At 62.7% G+C, this 17,165-nt stretch carries 21 protein-coding genes; 14 read left to right on the plus strand and 7 right to left on the minus strand.

All coding sequences use genetic code 11. From position 1 onward, the window contains the following. Positions 1-7 precede the first annotated feature (7 nt). Positions 8-460 carry a YdeI/OmpD-associated family protein gene (locus QMF22_RS16600; protein ID WP_283455681.1) on the plus strand — a complete coding sequence of 151 codons (453 nt, stop codon included), beginning with the start codon at positions 8-10 and terminating at the stop codon, positions 458-460. Positions 461-587: 127 nt separating this feature from the next. Here the strand turns inward: QMF22_RS16600 and QMF22_RS16605 are convergent, their stop codons facing one another. Continuing rightward, on the minus strand, positions 588-998 hold the full coding sequence (locus tag QMF22_RS16605; RefSeq protein ID WP_283455682.1) for a hypothetical protein: 411 nt from the start codon (positions 996-998) through the stop codon (positions 588-590). A gap of 64 nt (positions 999-1,062) precedes the next feature. Then, complete coding sequence (locus QMF22_RS16610; RefSeq protein WP_283455684.1) at positions 1,063-1,698, minus strand: dienelactone hydrolase family protein; 636 nt, start codon at positions 1,696-1,698, stop codon at positions 1,063-1,065. A gap of 139 nt (positions 1,699-1,837) precedes the next feature. Here QMF22_RS16610 and QMF22_RS16615 point away from each other — a divergent pair, with 139 nt between their 5' ends. From QMF22_RS16615 to QMF22_RS16625, 3 genes are all read left to right on the plus strand, one after another. Continuing rightward, a complete protein-coding gene (locus QMF22_RS16615) occupies positions 1,838-2,206 on the plus strand; it encodes a hypothetical protein (protein WP_283455686.1) in 369 nt (122 codons plus the stop codon). A 132-nt stretch (positions 2,207-2,338) separates the two neighbouring features. Continuing rightward, positions 2,339-3,253 (plus strand): DUF808 domain-containing protein, encoded by a 915-nt coding sequence (locus QMF22_RS16620; protein WP_283455687.1) that lies wholly within the window; start codon positions 2,339-2,341, stop codon positions 3,251-3,253. 102 nt (positions 3,254-3,355) lie between these two features. Continuing rightward, entirely contained in the window at positions 3,356-3,754 is a 399-nt protein-coding gene (locus QMF22_RS16625) for a hypothetical protein (RefSeq protein ID WP_283455689.1), read from the plus strand. Between the two features lie 61 nt (positions 3,755-3,815). On the opposite strand, the gene QMF22_RS16630 is transcribed toward QMF22_RS16625, so the two are convergent. Then, on the minus strand, positions 3,816-4,064 hold the full coding sequence (locus tag QMF22_RS16630) for a three-helix bundle dimerization domain-containing protein (protein WP_283455691.1): 249 nt from the start codon (positions 4,062-4,064) through the stop codon (positions 3,816-3,818). A gap of 319 nt (positions 4,065-4,383) precedes the next feature. Between QMF22_RS16630 and QMF22_RS16635 the strand changes: the two genes are divergently transcribed. Further along, complete coding sequence (locus QMF22_RS16635) at positions 4,384-4,848, plus strand: hypothetical protein (RefSeq protein WP_283455694.1); 465 nt, start codon at positions 4,384-4,386, stop codon at positions 4,846-4,848. A gap of 905 nt (positions 4,849-5,753) precedes the next feature. On the opposite strand, the gene QMF22_RS16640 is transcribed toward QMF22_RS16635, so the two are convergent. The 3 genes from QMF22_RS16640 to QMF22_RS16655 form a co-directional block, all read right to left on the minus strand. Next, on the minus strand, positions 5,754-6,215 hold the full coding sequence (locus QMF22_RS16640; protein WP_283455696.1) for an SRPBCC domain-containing protein: 462 nt from the start codon (positions 6,213-6,215) through the stop codon (positions 5,754-5,756). Between the two features lie 326 nt (positions 6,216-6,541). After that, positions 6,542-6,970 (minus strand): NAD(+)--rifampin ADP-ribosyltransferase, encoded by a 429-nt coding sequence (gene arr / locus QMF22_RS16645; protein ID WP_283455698.1) that lies wholly within the window; start codon positions 6,968-6,970, stop codon positions 6,542-6,544. A 545-nt stretch (positions 6,971-7,515) separates the two neighbouring features. After that, on the minus strand, positions 7,516-8,364 hold the full coding sequence (locus tag QMF22_RS16655) for an alpha/beta fold hydrolase (protein WP_283455700.1): 849 nt from the start codon (positions 8,362-8,364) through the stop codon (positions 7,516-7,518). A gap of 135 nt (positions 8,365-8,499) precedes the next feature. Here QMF22_RS16655 and QMF22_RS16660 point away from each other — a divergent pair, with 135 nt between their 5' ends. The 9 genes from QMF22_RS16660 to QMF22_RS16700 all read left to right on the plus strand — a co-directional run bounded on the left by QMF22_RS16660 (position 8,500) and on the right by QMF22_RS16700 (position 16,655). Next, a complete protein-coding gene (locus tag QMF22_RS16660) occupies positions 8,500-8,907 on the plus strand; it encodes a hypothetical protein (RefSeq protein ID WP_502846975.1) in 408 nt (135 codons plus the stop codon). Position 8,908: 1 nt separating this feature from the next. After that, a complete protein-coding gene (locus tag QMF22_RS16665) occupies positions 8,909-9,370 on the plus strand; it encodes a hypothetical protein (protein ID WP_283455702.1) in 462 nt (153 codons plus the stop codon). A 97-nt stretch (positions 9,371-9,467) separates the two neighbouring features. After that, positions 9,468-10,061 (plus strand): DUF305 domain-containing protein, encoded by a 594-nt coding sequence (locus QMF22_RS16670; RefSeq protein WP_283455704.1) that lies wholly within the window; start codon positions 9,468-9,470, stop codon positions 10,059-10,061. 331 nt (positions 10,062-10,392) lie between these two features. Then, complete coding sequence (locus QMF22_RS16675) at positions 10,393-11,052, plus strand: M23 family metallopeptidase (RefSeq protein WP_283455706.1); 660 nt, start codon at positions 10,393-10,395, stop codon at positions 11,050-11,052. A gap of 34 nt (positions 11,053-11,086) precedes the next feature. After that, positions 11,087-12,298: a M23 family metallopeptidase gene (locus QMF22_RS16680; RefSeq protein ID WP_283455708.1), complete on the plus strand. Its 1,212-nt coding sequence runs from the start codon at positions 11,087-11,089 to the stop codon at positions 12,296-12,298. Between the two features lies 1 nt (position 12,299). Beyond that, positions 12,300-13,259 (plus strand): WD40/YVTN/BNR-like repeat-containing protein, encoded by a 960-nt coding sequence (locus QMF22_RS16685; RefSeq protein ID WP_283455710.1) that lies wholly within the window; start codon positions 12,300-12,302, stop codon positions 13,257-13,259. A gap of 112 nt (positions 13,260-13,371) precedes the next feature. Continuing rightward, on the plus strand, positions 13,372-14,829 hold the full coding sequence (locus QMF22_RS16690) for a multicopper oxidase family protein (protein ID WP_283455712.1): 1,458 nt from the start codon (positions 13,372-13,374) through the stop codon (positions 14,827-14,829). 114 nt (positions 14,830-14,943) lie between these two features. Then, positions 14,944-15,195: an SHOCT domain-containing protein gene (locus QMF22_RS16695; protein WP_283455714.1), complete on the plus strand. Its 252-nt coding sequence runs from the start codon at positions 14,944-14,946 to the stop codon at positions 15,193-15,195. Further along, the gene (locus QMF22_RS16700; RefSeq protein WP_283455746.1) at positions 15,195-16,655 is read left to right on the plus strand and encodes a multicopper oxidase family protein; all 1,461 of its coding nucleotides are present in this window, start codon (positions 15,195-15,197) and stop codon (positions 16,653-16,655) included. Before QMF22_RS16695 ends, QMF22_RS16700 begins: the two co-directional genes overlap by 1 nt. A 101-nt stretch (positions 16,656-16,756) precedes the next feature. On the opposite strand, the gene QMF22_RS16705 is transcribed toward QMF22_RS16700, so the two are convergent. Next, a complete protein-coding gene (locus QMF22_RS16705) occupies positions 16,757-17,083 on the minus strand; it encodes a hypothetical protein (protein WP_283455715.1) in 327 nt (108 codons plus the stop codon). Positions 17,084-17,165: the final 82 nt, after the last annotated feature.

Here is a 17,165-nt window from a genome sequence, read left to right on the forward strand (position 1 = left end):
ACATCTGATGCCTCGATTCACCACGAAGTTATTGCAAAACGGCAACAACGTCGGCATCGTGATCCCGGACGCGGTCGTTGCAGAGCTCGGCGGCAAACGCGTTCCCGTGTTGATCACGCTCAACGGCACCTACAGCTATCGCAACACGACCGCTGTCATGGGTGGGCTCAATCTGGTCGGACTGAGTGCTGAACACCGGGCTGCCTCCGGACTCGGCGGCGGAGACGCCGTGGAGGTCACTATTGTGCGAGACGACGAGCCGCGGGAGGTCGAGGTGCCGCCGCCGCTCGTAGTGGCGCTCGCGAACGATTCAGATGCTACTGCCGCCTGGAACAGGCTGTCCTACAGCCGCCGAAAGGAATATGCGCGGGCCATCGCGGATGCCAGGGGTGACGAAACGCGCGCTCGTCGCGTAGCGAAGACGATCGCAGAACTAGGTGGTGAGTCTTCAGCGCAGTGACGATCGAATCCTGGGCGATCAAGCATCCGTCCCAACGATGCCGGCCCTGCGACGACTCGCGCACGGTGCCTCGCTTGACGCATGATCAGCCCGGAACGGTGCAGATCCCGGCCCGTGTGGCGTCGTTCTAGCCGACGGCTTTCTTGAGCAGGGCCACCAGCCGATCCTGATCGGCAGCGGTCAGCTTGGTGACGGCGTAGGAGGTCGGCCAGAAATCGCCGTCATCAAGGTGCGCGTCTGGCTGAAAGCCGATGGTGGCGTAGCGCACCTTGAACTTCGCGGCGCTCTGGAAGAACACCACCACCTTGCTATCTCGATCGGCGTAGGCCGGCATGCCGTACCACGTCTTCCCGGCCAGGTTCGTGTTGCTCGTGACCAGCGAGTGCAGGGTCTCGGCTAACTCCTTGTCTGTGCCGGTCAGGTCGGCGATTGCAGCGAGGCATGCTGCCGCCAGGTCGGCGCCGGCCTTGGCGGCTTTCTCCTCGGCCACAGCCGCCCGCATGGCTGCCTTTTCCTCTTTGCTGAAGGTGGTGCTCATGGTCTGTTCCTTTCCAGGGGCCGATCTATGCCATCTACTGTAGGCGGCGTCTCGGACATCCGTTTTATGCGGTTGAGTGAAGAAACGCCAGCGTGCGGTGCAGCAGCAGCGCGGCCGCCTCCGCGTCATACGACGGCAGCGAGCTGTCGGCGAAATCGTGCTGGTCACCGGGATACAGAAAGAGCTCAGCCGCGTCGGTCGACTCGACCAGCGCACGGGCAGCATCGATGTCACCCTCGCCGACGAAGATCGGGTCAGCGTCCATGCCGTGCACTTGCACCGGAACGCCATCCGGCCAGGCTGCGCCGAATTGAGAGACTGGAACGCAGGAATAGTACAGCAGGGCCCCGCGTGCGCACCGGCGCGTCTGCGCCAGCTTCTGGGCGGGGAGCACCCCGAGGGAGAATCCCGCATAGACCAGTTCCCCCGGTAGTCCCTCTACCGCCTGTTCGCCGCGGTAGATCAAGTCGCCGAAGCCGATCTGCTCGGCATAGTTGACGCCACCATCTACGGTTTCAAAGGTACGGCCATCGAAGAGATCGGGTGTGTGAACGACATGCCCATCCCGGCGCAGTTCGTCGGCGAAGGAAACGATGCCCTGTGTGAGTCCCAGGGCGTGATGGAACAGAACGACTTCGGCCATTTCGGGAACTCCATCCGCTTGAACAGCAGGAACGTTGAGCATGCTAGTAGTTCTCATGACTGAGATCAACGTTGCCTCGCCGTTGGCGGGCGTCCCCGCGTCACTCGTCCCAAGTAGGCTGGGAACCGGCCGCGCGCCCGTTACGGCGACCGCAACGGGACCATCTCTCCGCTGGCGTCTTGGCGCGAGCGCGTGAATGTTACTCCTGTTGATTGGCGGCGGCGCACTGTCTCCCCTGGCTTTCGGGGTTGTCGCGGTCATTGGCCGTCGTCGGTTGTGGGGCATCACTGCCGTCGCCGCGGTCGCCGTAGCGCTGCCGGAGGACCCCGTCGGGCGCATCGCTCAGGGCTCGCTGATTCTGGTGGCCCTGCTACAGGGCCTGATCATCAACCATTGGTGGCTTCTACTTCTCTGGGGGCGGAAGGAATACGGACTCACGATCTTCGGCAACGCTCGCGGAGAGATGGTTCGCCGGACAGCGCGCGCTCGGTCGACGCAGCGTGCAGCGCCCGTGCCGGCAGAAGCTACGTCGATGATTCCGGCGCCTCGACTTCTGACCGTGTAAGCAGGTCGACTGAGCGTGAGCATCCACTCGCGTGATACCCCCACGACGACTCTTCCTCGTCTCCCCCACGGTAATCTGGACCTCACCGCCATTGCACCGTGCGTGCGCGATACCCCACCCGAGGAGAACCACATGTCTGTCGGCCTGCTTGCTGTCGTCGATGACATACTCACGGCCGCCCTCAAGGCGAGCGCGAAGACCGCGGGCGTCGTCATCGACGATGCGGCCGTCACCCCGCAGTATGTGCAGGGGCTCTCGCCGGCACGCGAACTCCACGTTGTCTGGCGCATCGCGCTCGGCAGCCTGTTCAACAAGTTCGTCATCATCATCCCGCTCGCACTACTCCTCTCCGCGTTCGCGCCGTGGGTGTTGCCGTTTCTGCTGATCTTCGGCGGGACCTACCTGTGCTTCGAAGGTGCGGAAAAAGTCACCGAGTGGTTCGGCACCCATCACGTCGCCGACGAGACGGAGTCCCGCGACGAAGGCAAACTCATTTTCGGCGCAATCCGCACCGACCTCATCCTCAGCACAGAGATCATGCTGATCGCGCTGGCTAGCCTCGACCCCGGCTTCGGCATCTGGATGACCCTCGGCGCCCTGGTGGTCATCGGTCTCGGCATGACCGCGCTTGTCTACGGCGCCGTCGCACTATTGGTCAAGATCGACGACATCGGCTTGGCGCTGCTGGAGAACCCCGCCCGCCAGGTGCGAAGTACCGGCGCACGCATCGTGGCATCGATGCCCACCGTGTTCCGTGTGATCGGCATCATCGGGACGGTCGCCATGCTCTGGGTTGGCGGCCACTTGGTCATCACAAACTTCGCAGAGACGTTCTGGCACGGCCCCTACGATCTGCTCCATGTCGTCACGCACTCGGTCGAATCCGCCGGCCCGGCTGTCGTCTGGCTCACCGACACGGCCCTGTCGGCCGTATTCGGCTTGGTCCTCGGGCTGATCATCGCCGGGATCACTTTCGCACTGTCGGGCCTTCTCAAGCGAAGTAATCCTCCCGTTTCGACCACGGAAGATTCCACACGGAGCGTCTAGCGGTCATACCGACAGCACGCCACGTCGCGTCTGGAAGCCACAGCCGAACGATCAACCATCGGCCGAGCCCGCGATCGGGTGAGATTGACGAGGCGGGGACGAGTGATCAATCTGGCGCTCCAGTTACGCGCGGCTGCTGAACAAAACGATGCCCTGCACGCGGATCTCGACCAGGAATTCGCCACCCTGATCGGTACCAACCGGGACGCACACGACGTGATGGACGCGCTGTGGTGGGCGGCGCATCCGCTACAGCCGACACCATCGGGCGTGATAGACCCTGGTGTGCACCTCGTGAAACTGCAATCCAGTGTGTTCTCGCGTGACCACACCCGCCGTGCCGCCGCACGTGCCACCAGTCTCCGCCTACGTCGCTCCGTAGTCGAGCGGATGCTCCGAACTGCACTGTCAACGGGTCGATTGAACCGGCAGGCCGCTCCTGCGTCAACGCATCCGCTGCGCCAAAGCCACAATGAATCCCTCGGGACCACGGTACTGTGAGGGCGCGATAACCCGCGTTGGCTCTCTGAGTCCCCACATGTCAGATACGGATGCTCGCGAACTATCTGGCGCGAAAGCCAGCCAGCGGGGCATTGTGCGCGTCACGGGCGTCCGGTCTCTCAGCGCGAAGTCGCGATCGTGCCTCGTGCTCCACCAGAACCGGGATGAAGTCCCTGACCGGCTTGTCTGACAGAGAGGCATAACAGGCCGTCACGACCGCCTGCACCCGATCCGCTGGAAGATCCGAAAACCGCTGTTCAAGCCTTCGAACCACGTCGTCAACCGCATGCTCTTCTTGAATTGCATCCATGATCCATTCTGCGCCCAATCAACACAGTCGGACAAACGTCAGGTTTACCCCCAGACAGACAACGATGGCGTTCGTGTATGGCCGCGACGACGGCCCTGTCGGGGATGTGGACGCTCCTTGCCGTCGGTGTGGACAAGCTCTCAGCGGCCCGCTCACGCTTAGCTGTCATGGGCGACACTCACGACGACCGCGCATAGGTCGATCGTGGGATTCCCCCGGGACCCGACTACTCCCAGGGCATTTGCCGGAGACGTCTCGCTTGCCGGAAGCGTAACCGACGCGTCGAGGAGCGTGTCAGAGGTCTGACACGATATATCTTATGAAGAAGCTCATCGCGCCCATCGTCCTCGTTGCCGCTCTGTCCCTAACCGGGTGCGGCGCCACGGACGCCGCACCCGTAACGACCTCACCCGCTGCCAGCAGTGAGGCCAAGCCTGTCGAGGCAGCACCAATAGCTCCCGACCTGACTGGCGGCTGGAAGCAGAGCAACTCGCAGAGCGAGACGGACTTCATGACGGCAACGATCGTCGATGGCGTCATCAGCATCGACTGGGAACTGGGGAGCGAAGACATCACCGCCGTGTATTGGGTCGGCACGTTCGAAGGCCCGGCCGATGCGAACGCAACGCACACCTGGACCTCGCAGCGAAACGCTGCAGAGACGGATAACGCCTTGATGGCGTCCACAGACAACACCAAAGAATTCACGTACGAGGACGGCCTCATCAGCTACTCGGTGAGCATCCAGGGCGAGTCTGCGACCGTGGAGCTGAAGCACACCTAGCTGCTGGTCCTCCACGCGCTGAGCATCCGTGAGTCGACCCATGCGTCACAGAGTGACACCCTGCGTCTGGCTGAAGGCACCAAGGCGCGACTGCAACTCCCAAAAGGGAGTCGCGGCCGGCGGCTGGCGGTTATCGCGCAGAGCAGTAACGATGCTCACCGCAGCATCCAAGGCTGCACGGTACGACAAGGAGTCCGAACCCACGCCTGACGCCCAACTGCCCCAGCTCAGCGACGGTCAACGAGGGATGTGCCAGCACGTTGACCGGGAGGCCCCCTCGACTAGCGGGACGATGAACACCACGGGTAGCCCGGTAATCACAGTGAGAACGATGAAAACGGTGCCAACCGACGGCAAGAGCCACCCGGGAAGTCGGTTGGCAAGGTTGTGCCAGCGCTCGGCGTGCGACCACGCGTAGGCCGCAGCCGCGAAGGCACCCCGGTTTGGCTGGACACAGGCGTCGGGGAGCGTGCGGGTGGTGTTATTGAAGGCGGCCAGCTGAAAACCTGCGCCCAGTATGCTTGCAGCCGCCGTCTGCCTGCCACTTTGAACACTCATCGTCGATGCACAGCTGCACGAGGCCGGCATCATCCGTGGCGCCGTCAAGCGTCACGGTGAGCGTGTTGGCCCACCCGGTCGCGGGGCACGCAGTCATGATCGGACACCTGCAGCCCGCCAGAATTGCACTAGCGACAAACACAGCGCTAGTACCGACGAGACGAGGGTGCGAAAGTGGCTGGCGAATCGGACCACCCTTGTTACGGGCGAGTCGGGCGCAGGTATGGCGGAGGTCGTTCGGACGACTGCTCTGTCAAATGATCCCCAGACTCGCCCAGAGACGGAAAACATCGCAGCGCCGGGGGCTCGGGCGTCGCATGCTTGAAGGACTCCCCCGCAAACGTGAACTACTCCGTGACACCCGCGAATAGGATCGCGAGCTCGTCGAGTTCGACTTCCCAGCCCTCTCGGTTCTGCTCGAGACGTTCGCGACGGTAGCGGGTGCCGCCGGGGAGTGTATCGAAGCCCGATTCGATCACCGTGACATCCGTCCCGGAACCGGCTTCGGCGAGGGTGAAGCGCACGTGCGTCGAGTACTCGTCGAGCTGTTCGGCGGGGATTCCCGACCAACGGAAGCCGAATGAGGCGTCGGGCACGACCTCGGTGATTTCGATTGGAAAGCTGCCGTAGTCATCCCAATGGACGCTGCCCGTTGCGCCGGGCTCGAGCGCGGCGAACTCCACACCGTCGCCAAACCACTGGACCATCACCTCGGGGTCGGTCAGCGCCGTCCAGACGCGCGCCCGCGAGGCTTCGATGTGCACGGTGCGGGTCACGGTGTGCCCCTTGATTCTTGCGTGATCAGACACGGTGTTTCCTTCACGTTCCAGCCGAGCGCGACGGGGTATCGCCCGCCGAGCGGCACGCCAACAGGTTCTGCAAACGCACAGCGTCGAGCCTACCCACGAATGCGTATCTGTTCACGGCCGGAAAGGGGCAACGCTTCAGCGGTCGGTCCGTGGGCGCCCATAATGCAGGTACGCCTCACGACTTCAAACAGTTGCCGTGTGAGTGTTCCCCCTAGTCCAGAACTGGTAATCGGAAGAGACCGGTTTGCTCAATCCTTTCGTCGCCACCGACTAGGAGAGCGCCCGTCGATAAACCGATTGGTCCACCTGCGATATCACCGAATTGCCTAGTCGTCGATGACCGCGCGGCCGTCCCGTGTCAGGGCAGCGAGACTATCTCGCATCGACTGCACCTGAACCGGCGAGTGCCCAGTCCAATCGACGAGTTCGCCGACCACTTCCACCGGTTCGCGGGTGCGGAAGGAGTGAGTCGGATTGCCGGGGAACTTCTTGTCCGTCACATTGGGGTCATCCTCGAGTGCACCTCTCGGTTCGACGATGTAGATGCGTCCCCGGCCGTCCCCTACGGCCAATTCAGCTCCCCAGGTTGCGGCGTCCACCGTTTCCGTCAAGTAGACATGGTTCGTTCGCCTCCCGGCTTCGAAATTCGAGTCGCGACCAGGGACCAAAAGGTCACCCAGCGCCAAGTCTGCCTTTGTCCCGTGCAACAGAACACCGGGTTCGTAGACATCGAATGGTTTGGGCTCGCCGGTCATTGTCACCTCCACAACGGTTGATAGCAGATCTTAACTCGAAACGTTGGTCCGCGACCTCGCCAGAATCCGGCGAGGCGGTCAGCCTTTGCTGTGCTCTGCTCTGCTCGTATCCAGCCCGAGCGGCGAGCGGCCGAAGCGACAGATTCATCGCGTGCACACCGACCAGGTGCTCGGAGCCATTTTCAGGAATGATCGTTTCGGCCGTGCTGCCCTCGGCGCGGAGCTCGGCGACCTGAGTGGCGAGGTGCACTCCCCCGGGAAGCGGCGTTAAAGATTTGTCGCGGAACGGTGACAACACCAGCACCCGTCCGTATCCGACGGCCAGATCTGCAGTCTCGGCGTTCGATCGGTATTCACCGTCGATGTACGATCTTCGATTCGGTACGGAAGGCCACTGGGACAACTAACGGCGACGGCATCCGTCAATTTGACTCCGTAACCGGTTGCAGCTCGACCCGCGGTGTTTTTGCGAGCGGGTCTCGTCGAGTCCGACGTCGGGCGGTGGAGAGCCCGCCACAGATCAGTAACGGGCTCTCCTCAAGTCTCTACCTCGCGAGAAACTCGAGTACGTTCCGGTTCCATTCGTCCGTGTGCGACACCGTGAGTCCGTGCGGAGCACCTTCGATCAGCACGAGTTCGCTGCCGGAGATGGCCTCGTGTGTACGCTTGCCGCTGACCTCGAACGGCACGATCGTGTCGGAGTCGCCGTGAATCACCAGGGTCGGCACGGTGATTTTCGTCAGGTCGTCGCGAAAATCCGTGGTCGCAAATGCGGTCGTGCAGTCGAGCGTGCCCTTCGGCGACGCTATTTCGGCGATGTCGAGGTTGTAGGAAATCTGCTCGGAGCTGACCTTGGGCCTGTTGACCAACGAGGGCTTACCGGCCGTGAAGAACATTTCAAGAAATTCGTGCAGAAATGCCGGCCGGTCGCCAGTCAGTCCATCGTGGAACCACTGGGCCAGTCCGGCGTCGACACCGCCCTCGGGGTTGTCCTCCGACTTCCAGAGATACGGTGTTACTGCGCTGGCGAAGACGAGTTTCGCGACACGGTCGGTGCCGTAAGTGCCGACGTATCGGGCGAGCTCACCGCCGCCCATCGAGAAGCCGATGAGGGTGACCTCGTGCAGGTCGAGGGTGTCGAGCACGAACTTCAGGTCGGCAGCGAACGTGTCGTAGTCGTATCCGTTCCAGGGCTGGGATGACTGGCCGAACCCGCGGCGGTCGTACGTGATCACCCGGTATCCGGCGTCAACCAGTGCGGGTACCTGACCTTCCCACGACCTGCCGCTGAGGGGCCAGCCATGAATCAGCACGACGGGCTTGCCGGTGCCAACGTCCTCGTAGTGCAGTTCGACGTCGGAATTGTTTGGGGCGGGAACGTTGATGAAAGGCATACTCTCTCCTTGTTATTGGGATTGTTCCTTGACCGTATTCGGGATGTTCGCGGGGCGGAATCAGGATTTGCTAGGAGAAGGCTGAATTATTCGATCACAGGTCCTGCCCCATTCGTCTTAGCTCTCTTGTGTTTCGTGCTGCTCATCGCGTGGCTCATGCAGGCTTGGGCTGTCATAGGCGTCGGTACCATCAAAATGGTCGCCTATATCGGTAGCGCCCCGGTGATCTCCGCCCTGACGACGCACGTGCTGCGCGCGATTGTCGCGCTCTCTCTGGCGTTCGTCACTGAGGCCTGGCAGATTTATGTGCTCATCATCGTGCTTCAGGCCGCCTCGGCCACGTTCCCCCCGGCATTGCAGGCCCTCATCCCGGCCGTACCTCCGAAAGCGAGCGACTACATCCGGGCGCTATCGCTGTCTCGTTTGGCCTACGACCTTGAATCTGATGAAACTGGCACTCAGGATTCGCTACTCGCCGTGGGGTACTCTGCCAAGGAAGACATTGGCGGTTCATTCGTGGACTGTGGGCAGAGAAGTAGGTGAAATGATGCTGAAGCGAGCGGTACGGCGGGTTATTGCACCCGTCTATGTGTCGCCTTTTGTCTCCTTTCTTGCTCTGGTCGCGTTACTCTTTGCGGTGTTTGCCATTCACTCCGAAGCCACCGGGCATGCCGTGCACATCCCGGCCCCTGCTTCGACCAGTGTTGCTGCTTCATCGGCTGTGGCTGAGCAACAGGCGTCGGTGATGGTTATGGCCGCTGTCATGGCCGCTCCCGTCATCGCGGCGATCACGTCCGGAAGCCTGAACGGAATGCTGGATTGCGCTCTGCTGGCAATGACGTGCATCGTACTACTCACCCTTGTCGTCATGGTGTTCCTAACTCGGCTTCCTGCCACGTATCGGCGGCTTCTCGATGCCGGCGGCCTCATCCTGAACTCTTGGCGCACCGCCGCGCTGCCCGTTCAGCGCCCCAGTCTCACCCTCCTGTCCATCTGTCGCGTTTAGACCGAGATGACGTTCCGAGCCAGCATCTGGCTTCGGAACTTCGCCGTGCCCTCGGCTCCTCGGTCTCTACTACTACTTAACGACGAATGGATGAACGATGCTCAACCCACGAACTTTTCTATATGCGACTGTGGCCCTCGCGGCCACACTGACTCTCAGCTCCTGTGCCGGTGGCAGTCCCGCCACCGACTCAGCAAGCCCCTCCGCCAGCCAAACCACAGCGGCCTTCAACTCAGCGGACGTATCGTTCGCGCAGATGATGATCCCCCATCACGAGCAGGCCGTTCAAATGAGCGATGACCTCCTTGCGAAGGCCGGTATCGACCAAAGCGTCACCGATCTCGCAACCGAGATCAAGGCTGCCCAAGAACCCGAGATCACGCAGCTGAAAGACTGGTTGACGGCGTGGGGCGAGGATGACAGCAGCATGGACGGCATGTCCGGCATGGGCGGCGGCTCCGACGGAATGATGTCCGACGACGACATGATGGCCCTGCAGGACGCTTCGGGAGTAGAGGCCAGCACCCTGTTCCTCGAACAGATGACGGTACACCATGAGGGCGCTGTCGCGATGGCGCAGCTCGAAATCGATGACGGTGAGAATGCGGACGCTCAGGCGATGGCCGCCAACATCGTCAAAACGCAGACGGCTGAGATCGCCGTCATGGCCGATCTCCTCGCCGCGCTCTAAAGAGACACGTTCGGCGCGCTGTTCTTTGGAACAGCGCGCCCGTGGAGCCCAGCCTTCGTTTCCCGAATGACCCGCAAGGACATAAGAATGCATCGCCGTTACACTCCCCCTCTGGTTCACCTCGCTAGCGCGGTAATCCGTGGATAGCACCGGTCACGTCGCCACGGCGCCCCTAATCTCCGGTGCCACTCCCCCCATGACGCGACGCGATCTGCGCGCCATGGAAGCCATGCTGAGGACGGGGCGATCCGGCCCGTCGGAAGCTGCCCCACCCGCGAAGGTTGTTCCTCGGCAGATCCCGCTTCGCCAACGTGCTGCGGCCGGCAGCGCCATGGCGATGATCGCACTGTTCGCGATCAGTACGTCGCTGCCCGCGCTTGTGGTCAAGACGAACACGCCACAGGCCGCTGCTAGCAGCGCCGCCCCGACGAACGATTTACAAAGCGTCAGCGCCGCTGGGGTAGCATCCGTTCTCATTGAACGCGACGGGTACGCCATCACGGAAGCGCCCGAACCGGCCTCGTACACCGACGTCGCCAGCAATGGGAAGTGGGCGAGCCTGAGTCCGGGCCAGATCAGCGATAAAGGCTGGGCCTTACCGGTTCTGGGCCGGATCTCGAGCCCGTTCGGTTCTCGCCCGAACAAGCCCGTGGATGGTGTCGGTGACTTCCACAACGGAACCGACATTGCCGCGCCCTGCGGGCAGCCCGTCTTTGCCGCCACCGGAGGGAAAATTGTCACCTCGGGCTATCAGGGTTCCTACGGCAACTGGGTCCTCATCGACCACGGTAACGGCGTCGAGACGGGATATGCCCACAACAGTCAGCTTCTCGTGGACTCCGGTCAGCTAGTTGTGGCCGGTGAGATCATCGCGATCGTGGGCTCAACCGGTGCATCCAGCGGCTGCCACGTACATTTTGAAACACGCGTCGACGGTGAACGCATCGATGCGGAACCATTCATGAACGCTCGGGGGGTCTCTCTTGGCTGAGCACAGGACTCTCGCGAGGATCGCAGTTGTCGCGGTGACGGCATTGTGGTTACTCGGAGTCGCCGGGCCGGCCCAGGCGGTGGAGTATCCGAGCTGGTCTGATGTGGAAAGTGCTCGATCGTCCGAAGCCAGCACACAAGCGCAGGTCACGGAGTTGACCGCACTGATCTCGGGTCTCACGACCGAAGTGGATGTCGCCCGTGCGGAAGCAGATCGGCGCGCGACCGACTATGAAGCCGCCCAAAGCGCGTTCGACGGGGCAACCTTGCGGGCGACCAATTTGCAGAGCCAAGCGGATGAGGCCTCGGCCGCTGCCGTCGTCTCCGGAGAGCAGGCCGGCCGGCTCGCGGCGATGCTCGCCCGCACGGGAAACAGCGATCTGTCGCTGTCCCTGTTCGTGGACGGGTCCAGCGCCAGCGACCTCCTGAATCAACTCGGTTCGATGAGCAAGCTGACGCAGCGAATGAGTCTGGTCTATGATTCCGCGGCGGCCGACCGAAATTCCGCCCGATCACTTACGGATCAGGCACAGAGTGCACAGCAAGCACTTGGCGCCCTGGCCGAGACGGCCGAGACTGCGCTGGCCGAGGCGATGGCCGCGAGCATCCGCGTTGAGACGGCACTGGCCGACCAGCAAGCAGTAGCCGCAACCCTGCAGGCTCAGCTTGCAGTACTCACCGAGGATCGGGCCGCGACAGAAGTCGACTACACCGCAGGTGAAGTAATCCGCCGAGCGGCCGAAGCTGCTGCCGCCAAAGCGCGAGCCGAACAGGTTGCGGCAGCGGCCGCGGCAGCGAGCAGACCGGCCGGCGGCAGCAGCAGCAGCACACCCAGTGGACAAGGCTGGACTTTGCCCGTGTCGGGATGGATCAGCTCGGCATACGGGGCCCGCCCCAACAAGCCCGTAGCCGGAGTCGGTGCGTTCCACTATGGAACCGACATCGCCGCGAGCTGCGGACGCAACGTTCACGCCGCATCCGCTGGAACGGTCGTCTACGCCGGCTGGCTCGGATCCTACGGCAATTGGGTTCTCATCGACCACGGTGACGGCACCCAGACAGGATACGCACACAACAGTTCCCTCTTGGTTAGCACCGGGCAGCAGGTGTCCACCGGCACCACCGTTGCGCTCGTGGGCAACACAGGCGCGTCCTCGGGCTGCCACGTGCATTTTGAAACCCGAGTCAACGGTGCACGCGTCAATCCACAAACCTTCATGAGCGATCGGGGAGTCACCCTTGGTTAGTTTGCCCCATTCTCAACGCCGGGCCCAGGCCCTCACCGTGCTGTTCGTGAGCTTGGTCGCCCTTACGGGTTGTTCGGCCAGCGCTTCGAACTCGGCAGCAGGGTCGCTCGGCACCGCTCCGGTTCCGAACGCTTTCGAGCACGTGCACGGCCTCGGAGCCGATCCGCTGACGGGAGAGACCTATGCGGCCACGCACCACGGGGTATGGCTCGTCCCGACCGGAGCTCTTCCGGATAGCTACTTGGCGGGGGCGCCCCGACCCGATACAGCGCAACCGATTCAGATAGCCGGTCTGGCGCAGGACACGATGGGCTTTACCGTCGCCGCGCCCGGCCAACTGCTGGCGTCCGGTCATCCCGATCCGGCTGCACCGAGCGACCTCGCGCTTCCGAATCTGGGACTCATTTCCAGCATGGACGGGGCGTCATCCTGGACGACAGTGTCGCTGGCGGGCAAGACCGACTTTCACGACCTGGATGCCGTCCCTCTCGACGACGGCACCCTCCGCGTCTACGGCTACGACGCGGGCGCCGGGGCGATCGCCGTCAGCGACGATTCCGGCCTCACTTGGTCGCCTGGGGCGGTCCTCGCGCTCCGCGACCTGGCTGCGGACTCATCCCAGGCCGATCGACTCTACGCGACAACCGTAGACGGTCTCATGATGAGCACCGATGCAGGCCGAACGTTCGCCACAGTGGTTGGCGCTCCAGCGCTCCTCCTGGTCGATGCCGTCGAAACCGACGCCGACAGCCAATTGGTGGGGATCGATCCGAGTGGCGCGGTCTGGCGCCAGACCGCCGACACGTGGACACAAACCGGAACGACCGGACGCGCCCCCGAAGCGTTCACCGTCGTCGGCGGCGGCCCCTCCCCGTGGCTCCTCATCGCTGACGCTACCGGCATCGCCGCCAGCGACGACGACGGTGCCACATGGACCTCGCTGATTTCACTGGCCGACTGACACCGACCGCTGACCGACACCGGCCATCCGACCGACGTCCGCATCATCGATTGAAGGAAATTTGATGAATTCGTCTTTCACCCGTCGAGCCTTTCTCGGCGCTTCCCTTGCTATGACGACCACTGCTGCACTGGCCTCCTGCGCGCCGTCGGCGCCTCCGGCCGCACAAGTGGTCGATCGCATCCTGCCAACGGATCGGCTCGTTTCACAGTACGAAGACGCTCGCCCCTCGAACGGGACAACGATCACGCAGAAACTCAGCGCAGGCGTGTTCGACACGACCGTCGCCGGGATTGCACTGACCACCTGGGGATACAACGGGGCTCTCAATGGGCCCGTCATCCGCACCAAAACCGGGAACACACTCAACGTCCCGGTCACCAATACGCTCGCGGAATCGACAAGCGTGCACTGGCACGGCCTGGCCCTGCGCAATGACAATGATGGGGTGCCGGGTGTGACGCAACCGGCGATCGCTGCCGGCGGCGACTTTGAATATAAGTTTCGACTCAACCAGCCCGGCACTTACTGGTATCACTCACACGTTGACATGCAACGCGAACGCGGCCTCTCCGGCGCGCTCATCATCGAGGACCAGCGTGAGCCGTTGCTCTACGACCAGGAATGGGTCATCCTCCTCGATGACTGGCTCGACGGCATCAGCGGCACCCCCGAGGACGCTCTCGACGAACTTTCCACGGGTATGGACATGTCCGGCATGGATATGCCCATGACCCACATGCTGATGGGCGCCAGCAGCACGTACCTGGGTGGCGACGCCGGGGATGTACGCATTCCCGCCCACCTCTTCAATGGAAAGGCCACAGAGGATGCGGAGGTATTCCAGAGCCGACCGGGCAACCGTATTCGTTTGCGGATCATCAACGCGGCCGGAGACACCGCCTACCGGGTGGGTGTGCCGGGCCAGAAGATAACCCTGACGCACACGGACGGGTTCCCGGTAAAACACGAGGATGTCGACGCGGTCGTGCTTGGCATGGGCGAACGCATCGATGCGATCCTCACCGTTCAGGACGGATACACGCCGCTTCTGGCCATCCCCGAGGGGAAGGACGGCCGCGCGTACGGCCTCATCAGCACGGGTAGCGGCACCGCCCCAGACGCCGCCACACTTCCGTCAACCCTGGACGGCACAGTCACCGACGGCGGGCGTCTCACCGCAGACGAATCCGTTCTCCTCACCGCCACGAAACCCGACCGCATCCACACCATGCGTCTAACCGGCAGCATGGGAAAGTATGACTGGAGCATCAATGGGCGTCGCTTCGATATGAAGAAACCGTTCGCGGGCGCCTTTGATATCAGTCTGGATGAACGCGTCCAGGTCAAGATGGTGAATGACACCAGCATGTGGCACCCCATGCACCTGCACGGACACAGCTTCCAACTGAGCAACAACGGCGCACGCAAAGACACGGTAATCGTCCGTCCAAAAGAGACCGTCACGTTTGAATTTGACGCCGACAACCCCGGACAGTGGATCGCCCACTGCCACAACGCCTACCACGCTGAACGCGGCATGATCGGACTGTTCTCCTACGTGCGTTGACACGCCGCAGGCGGCGAGAATCGCAGCAGCTCGGGGCATTCGGCAGAAATCCAGTACCAATGGATACCCCTAGAGGTATATTGAGACGACGAGGCACGAAGAAAGGAATCAATCATGATGTGGGGCACTGGGAGTATGGGGTGGTCTTGGGGGTTCGGGCTGCTGGCTGTGGCAGGGATCGCAATTCTTGTGTATCTCGTCATCCGCCTGTCTACCAAAAACGGGGGTAGCGACCCCGCGTCGTCGCTGACTGCGTCGCCTGGTCCAACCAGCGCGCGGAAGATTCTCGACGAGCGGTTCGCGCGCGGGGAGTTGACGGCAGAGCAGTACCGTGACCAGATTCGGGTGCTCGGCGAAGACCGATGATGGTCGATATCAGCCGTCGAAAGGCTCTCATTCTCGGCGGCGTCGGCATTGGCGGTGTGGCCCTCGGCGGGACAGGCTTGGTTCTGAATCAAAAATCGGCAACCACTCGGACTGCGGTAGCTGGGTCAGGGGTCGCTCTTGTTCTTCCCACCGAGCTGCGCAGCTCCAATGGAGTTCTCACGGTGGCCTTGGAATCGTCGCCACAGCGAATCCGTATTGCCGGCCGGGATGTGCATGCGCTCACCTACAACGGAGGCCTTCCCGGTCCCACCCTGCGCGTTCGGGCCGGGGACATTATCAATGTCAGCCTCCGCAACGGCCTGACCGATCCGACCAACCTCCACGTACACGGCCTTCACGTGTCCCCCGACGACAATAGCGACAACATGTTTGTCATGATCAACGCTGGCGATTCCTTCGACTACTCCTACGCGATACCCGCGGATCACCAGCCGGGTGTGTATTGGTATCACCCGCACCAGCACGGATCCGTCGCCGACCAGGTGTTCGGAGGCCTCTATGGCGCGATCATCGTGGAAGACCCCGAGCAAATTCCCGCCACTCGGGAGCGCGTACTCGTCATCTCTGACATCTCTTTCGATTCCTCCGGCACGATTTCAGTGGCCACCGAGATGGAAAAGATGTCGGGTCGAGAAGGCGAGCTCGTTCTGGTGAATGGACAGCTCACTCCCGAATTGAATGCTCGTCCGGGCGAACGGGAACGCTGGCGCGTTGTCAACGCGTGCACCTCCCGCTACCTGCAGCTTCGCCTCGACGGGCAGCAGATAACTCTCCTCGGAGTAGACTCCGGCCGGTTTGAAGCACCGCGCGGCGTCGACGAAATGATCCTGGCCCCGGGCAATCGTGCCGACCTCCTCGTGACCGCTCGCGCCGGCACTTCTACGCTGCGCGCCCTTCCCTACAACCGGGGCACGTCCGGCGGAATGATGGGCAGCACTGGGTCCAATTCTGCCGAAGTCGCTCTGGCGACGTTCACGGTCTTCGGTGCCGACACCGCAGCATTTGCCGCCATACCCGACCAGCCCGTTCCGCCCGACCTCCGGACGGGCACCGTCACCGCGCGCCGCGAGTTGGTCTTCGCCATGGGAATGGGGGGCGGCATGAGCGGCGGAATGATGTCCGCGACAATCAACGGCCACGCATTTGATGCCGCCCGCATCGACACAACCGTGCAATTCGGCAGCGTCGAAGAGTGGATGCTCACCAACACCAGCACCCTCGACCACCCCATGCACCTGCACGTCTGGCCAATGCAAATCGTCGAACGGGCCGGCCAACCGGTCGAAGAAGTGATCTGGCAGGATGTCGTGAATGTGCCAGCGCGCAGTACTGTGCGCGTGCGGGTGGCATTTACCGACTTCAGCGGCCGCACCGTTTATCACTGCCACATCCTCGACCACGAGGACGCGGGAATGATGGGCATCATTCAAGCGCTTTGATCGCGTCCGTGTCATCCCCGTTCGGGGCAGGACACATCGCAGGTTTCACACGCGAGTGGCCGGAGCGCAGGCGCGCCCCGGCCATCCTGCGGTGAGAGGGCTTAGTCCTGTGTGCCGTCTTCGACGGCGACACCGTTGATGTCGTCGCTCGTGTTTTCGGTGCCTGTTTCAGTACCGGACTCGGTGCTGGATTCGGTGCTGGATTCGGTGCCGGTGTCGTCGGCGGTTTCGCCGTCGTTGGTGCCGTCTTCGACCTCGTTTTGCACGTTGTCGGTGTCGGCCGTGGTCGCCCCGGGCTCAACGGTCGTGTTGGACGACGAGGGGCTGGCGGGAGTGGCTTGGGCGCCGGCGGTGAGGGTGATGCCGCCGACGAGGGCCAGGGCCAGGGCAACTGCTGCGCCGCCGGCGATTTTCATCTTCTTCTGCATGGTGTCTGCCTTTCGTGAGAGGGCTCCGCAACTGCGGGGCCATACTTCCAAGCTAGAGAGGGGCAGGTGAGATGAGCGTGAG

The organism is Cryobacterium sp. PH31-L1, from assembly GCF_030063145.1.
GTDB lineage: Bacteria > Actinomycetota > Actinomycetes > Actinomycetales > Microbacteriaceae > Cryobacterium.

Bases quoted from the DNA above. Each gene is read 5' to 3' on its own strand.
- QMF22_RS16600 (WP_283455681.1), top strand. From the start codon at position 8: ATGCCTCGATTCACCACGAAGTTATTGCAAAACGGCAACAACGTCGGC.
- QMF22_RS16605 (WP_283455682.1), bottom strand. From the start codon at position 998: ATGAGCACCACCTTCAGCAAAGAGGAAAAGGCAGCCATGCGGGCGGCT.
- QMF22_RS16610 (WP_283455684.1), bottom strand. From the start codon at position 1,698: ATGAGAACTACTAGCATGCTCAACGTTCCTGCTGTTCAAGCGGATGGA.
- QMF22_RS16615 (WP_283455686.1), top strand. From the start codon at position 1,838: ATGTTACTCCTGTTGATTGGCGGCGGCGCACTGTCTCCCCTGGCTTTC.
- QMF22_RS16620 (WP_283455687.1), top strand. From the start codon at position 2,339: ATGTCTGTCGGCCTGCTTGCTGTCGTCGATGACATACTCACGGCCGCC.
- QMF22_RS16630 (WP_283455691.1), bottom strand. From the start codon at position 4,064: ATGGATGCAATTCAAGAAGAGCATGCGGTTGACGACGTGGTTCGAAGG.
- QMF22_RS16635 (WP_283455694.1), top strand. From the start codon at position 4,384: ATGAAGAAGCTCATCGCGCCCATCGTCCTCGTTGCCGCTCTGTCCCTA.
- arr (WP_283455698.1), bottom strand. From the start codon at position 6,970: ATGACCGGCGAGCCCAAACCATTCGATGTCTACGAACCCGGTGTTCTG.
- QMF22_RS16655 (WP_283455700.1), bottom strand. From the start codon at position 8,364: ATGCCTTTCATCAACGTTCCCGCCCCAAACAATTCCGACGTCGAACTG.
- QMF22_RS16665 (WP_283455702.1), top strand. From the start codon at position 8,909: ATGATGCTGAAGCGAGCGGTACGGCGGGTTATTGCACCCGTCTATGTG.
- QMF22_RS16670 (WP_283455704.1), top strand. From the start codon at position 9,468: ATGCTCAACCCACGAACTTTTCTATATGCGACTGTGGCCCTCGCGGCC.
- QMF22_RS16675 (WP_283455706.1), top strand. From the start codon at position 10,393: ATGGCGATGATCGCACTGTTCGCGATCAGTACGTCGCTGCCCGCGCTT.
- QMF22_RS16690 (WP_283455712.1), top strand. From the start codon at position 13,372: ATGACGACCACTGCTGCACTGGCCTCCTGCGCGCCGTCGGCGCCTCCG.
- QMF22_RS16695 (WP_283455714.1), top strand. From the start codon at position 14,944: ATGATGTGGGGCACTGGGAGTATGGGGTGGTCTTGGGGGTTCGGGCTG.
- QMF22_RS16700 (WP_283455746.1), top strand. From the start codon at position 15,195: ATGGTCGATATCAGCCGTCGAAAGGCTCTCATTCTCGGCGGCGTCGGC.
- QMF22_RS16705 (WP_283455715.1), bottom strand. From the start codon at position 17,083: ATGCAGAAGAAGATGAAAATCGCCGGCGGCGCAGCAGTTGCCCTGGCC.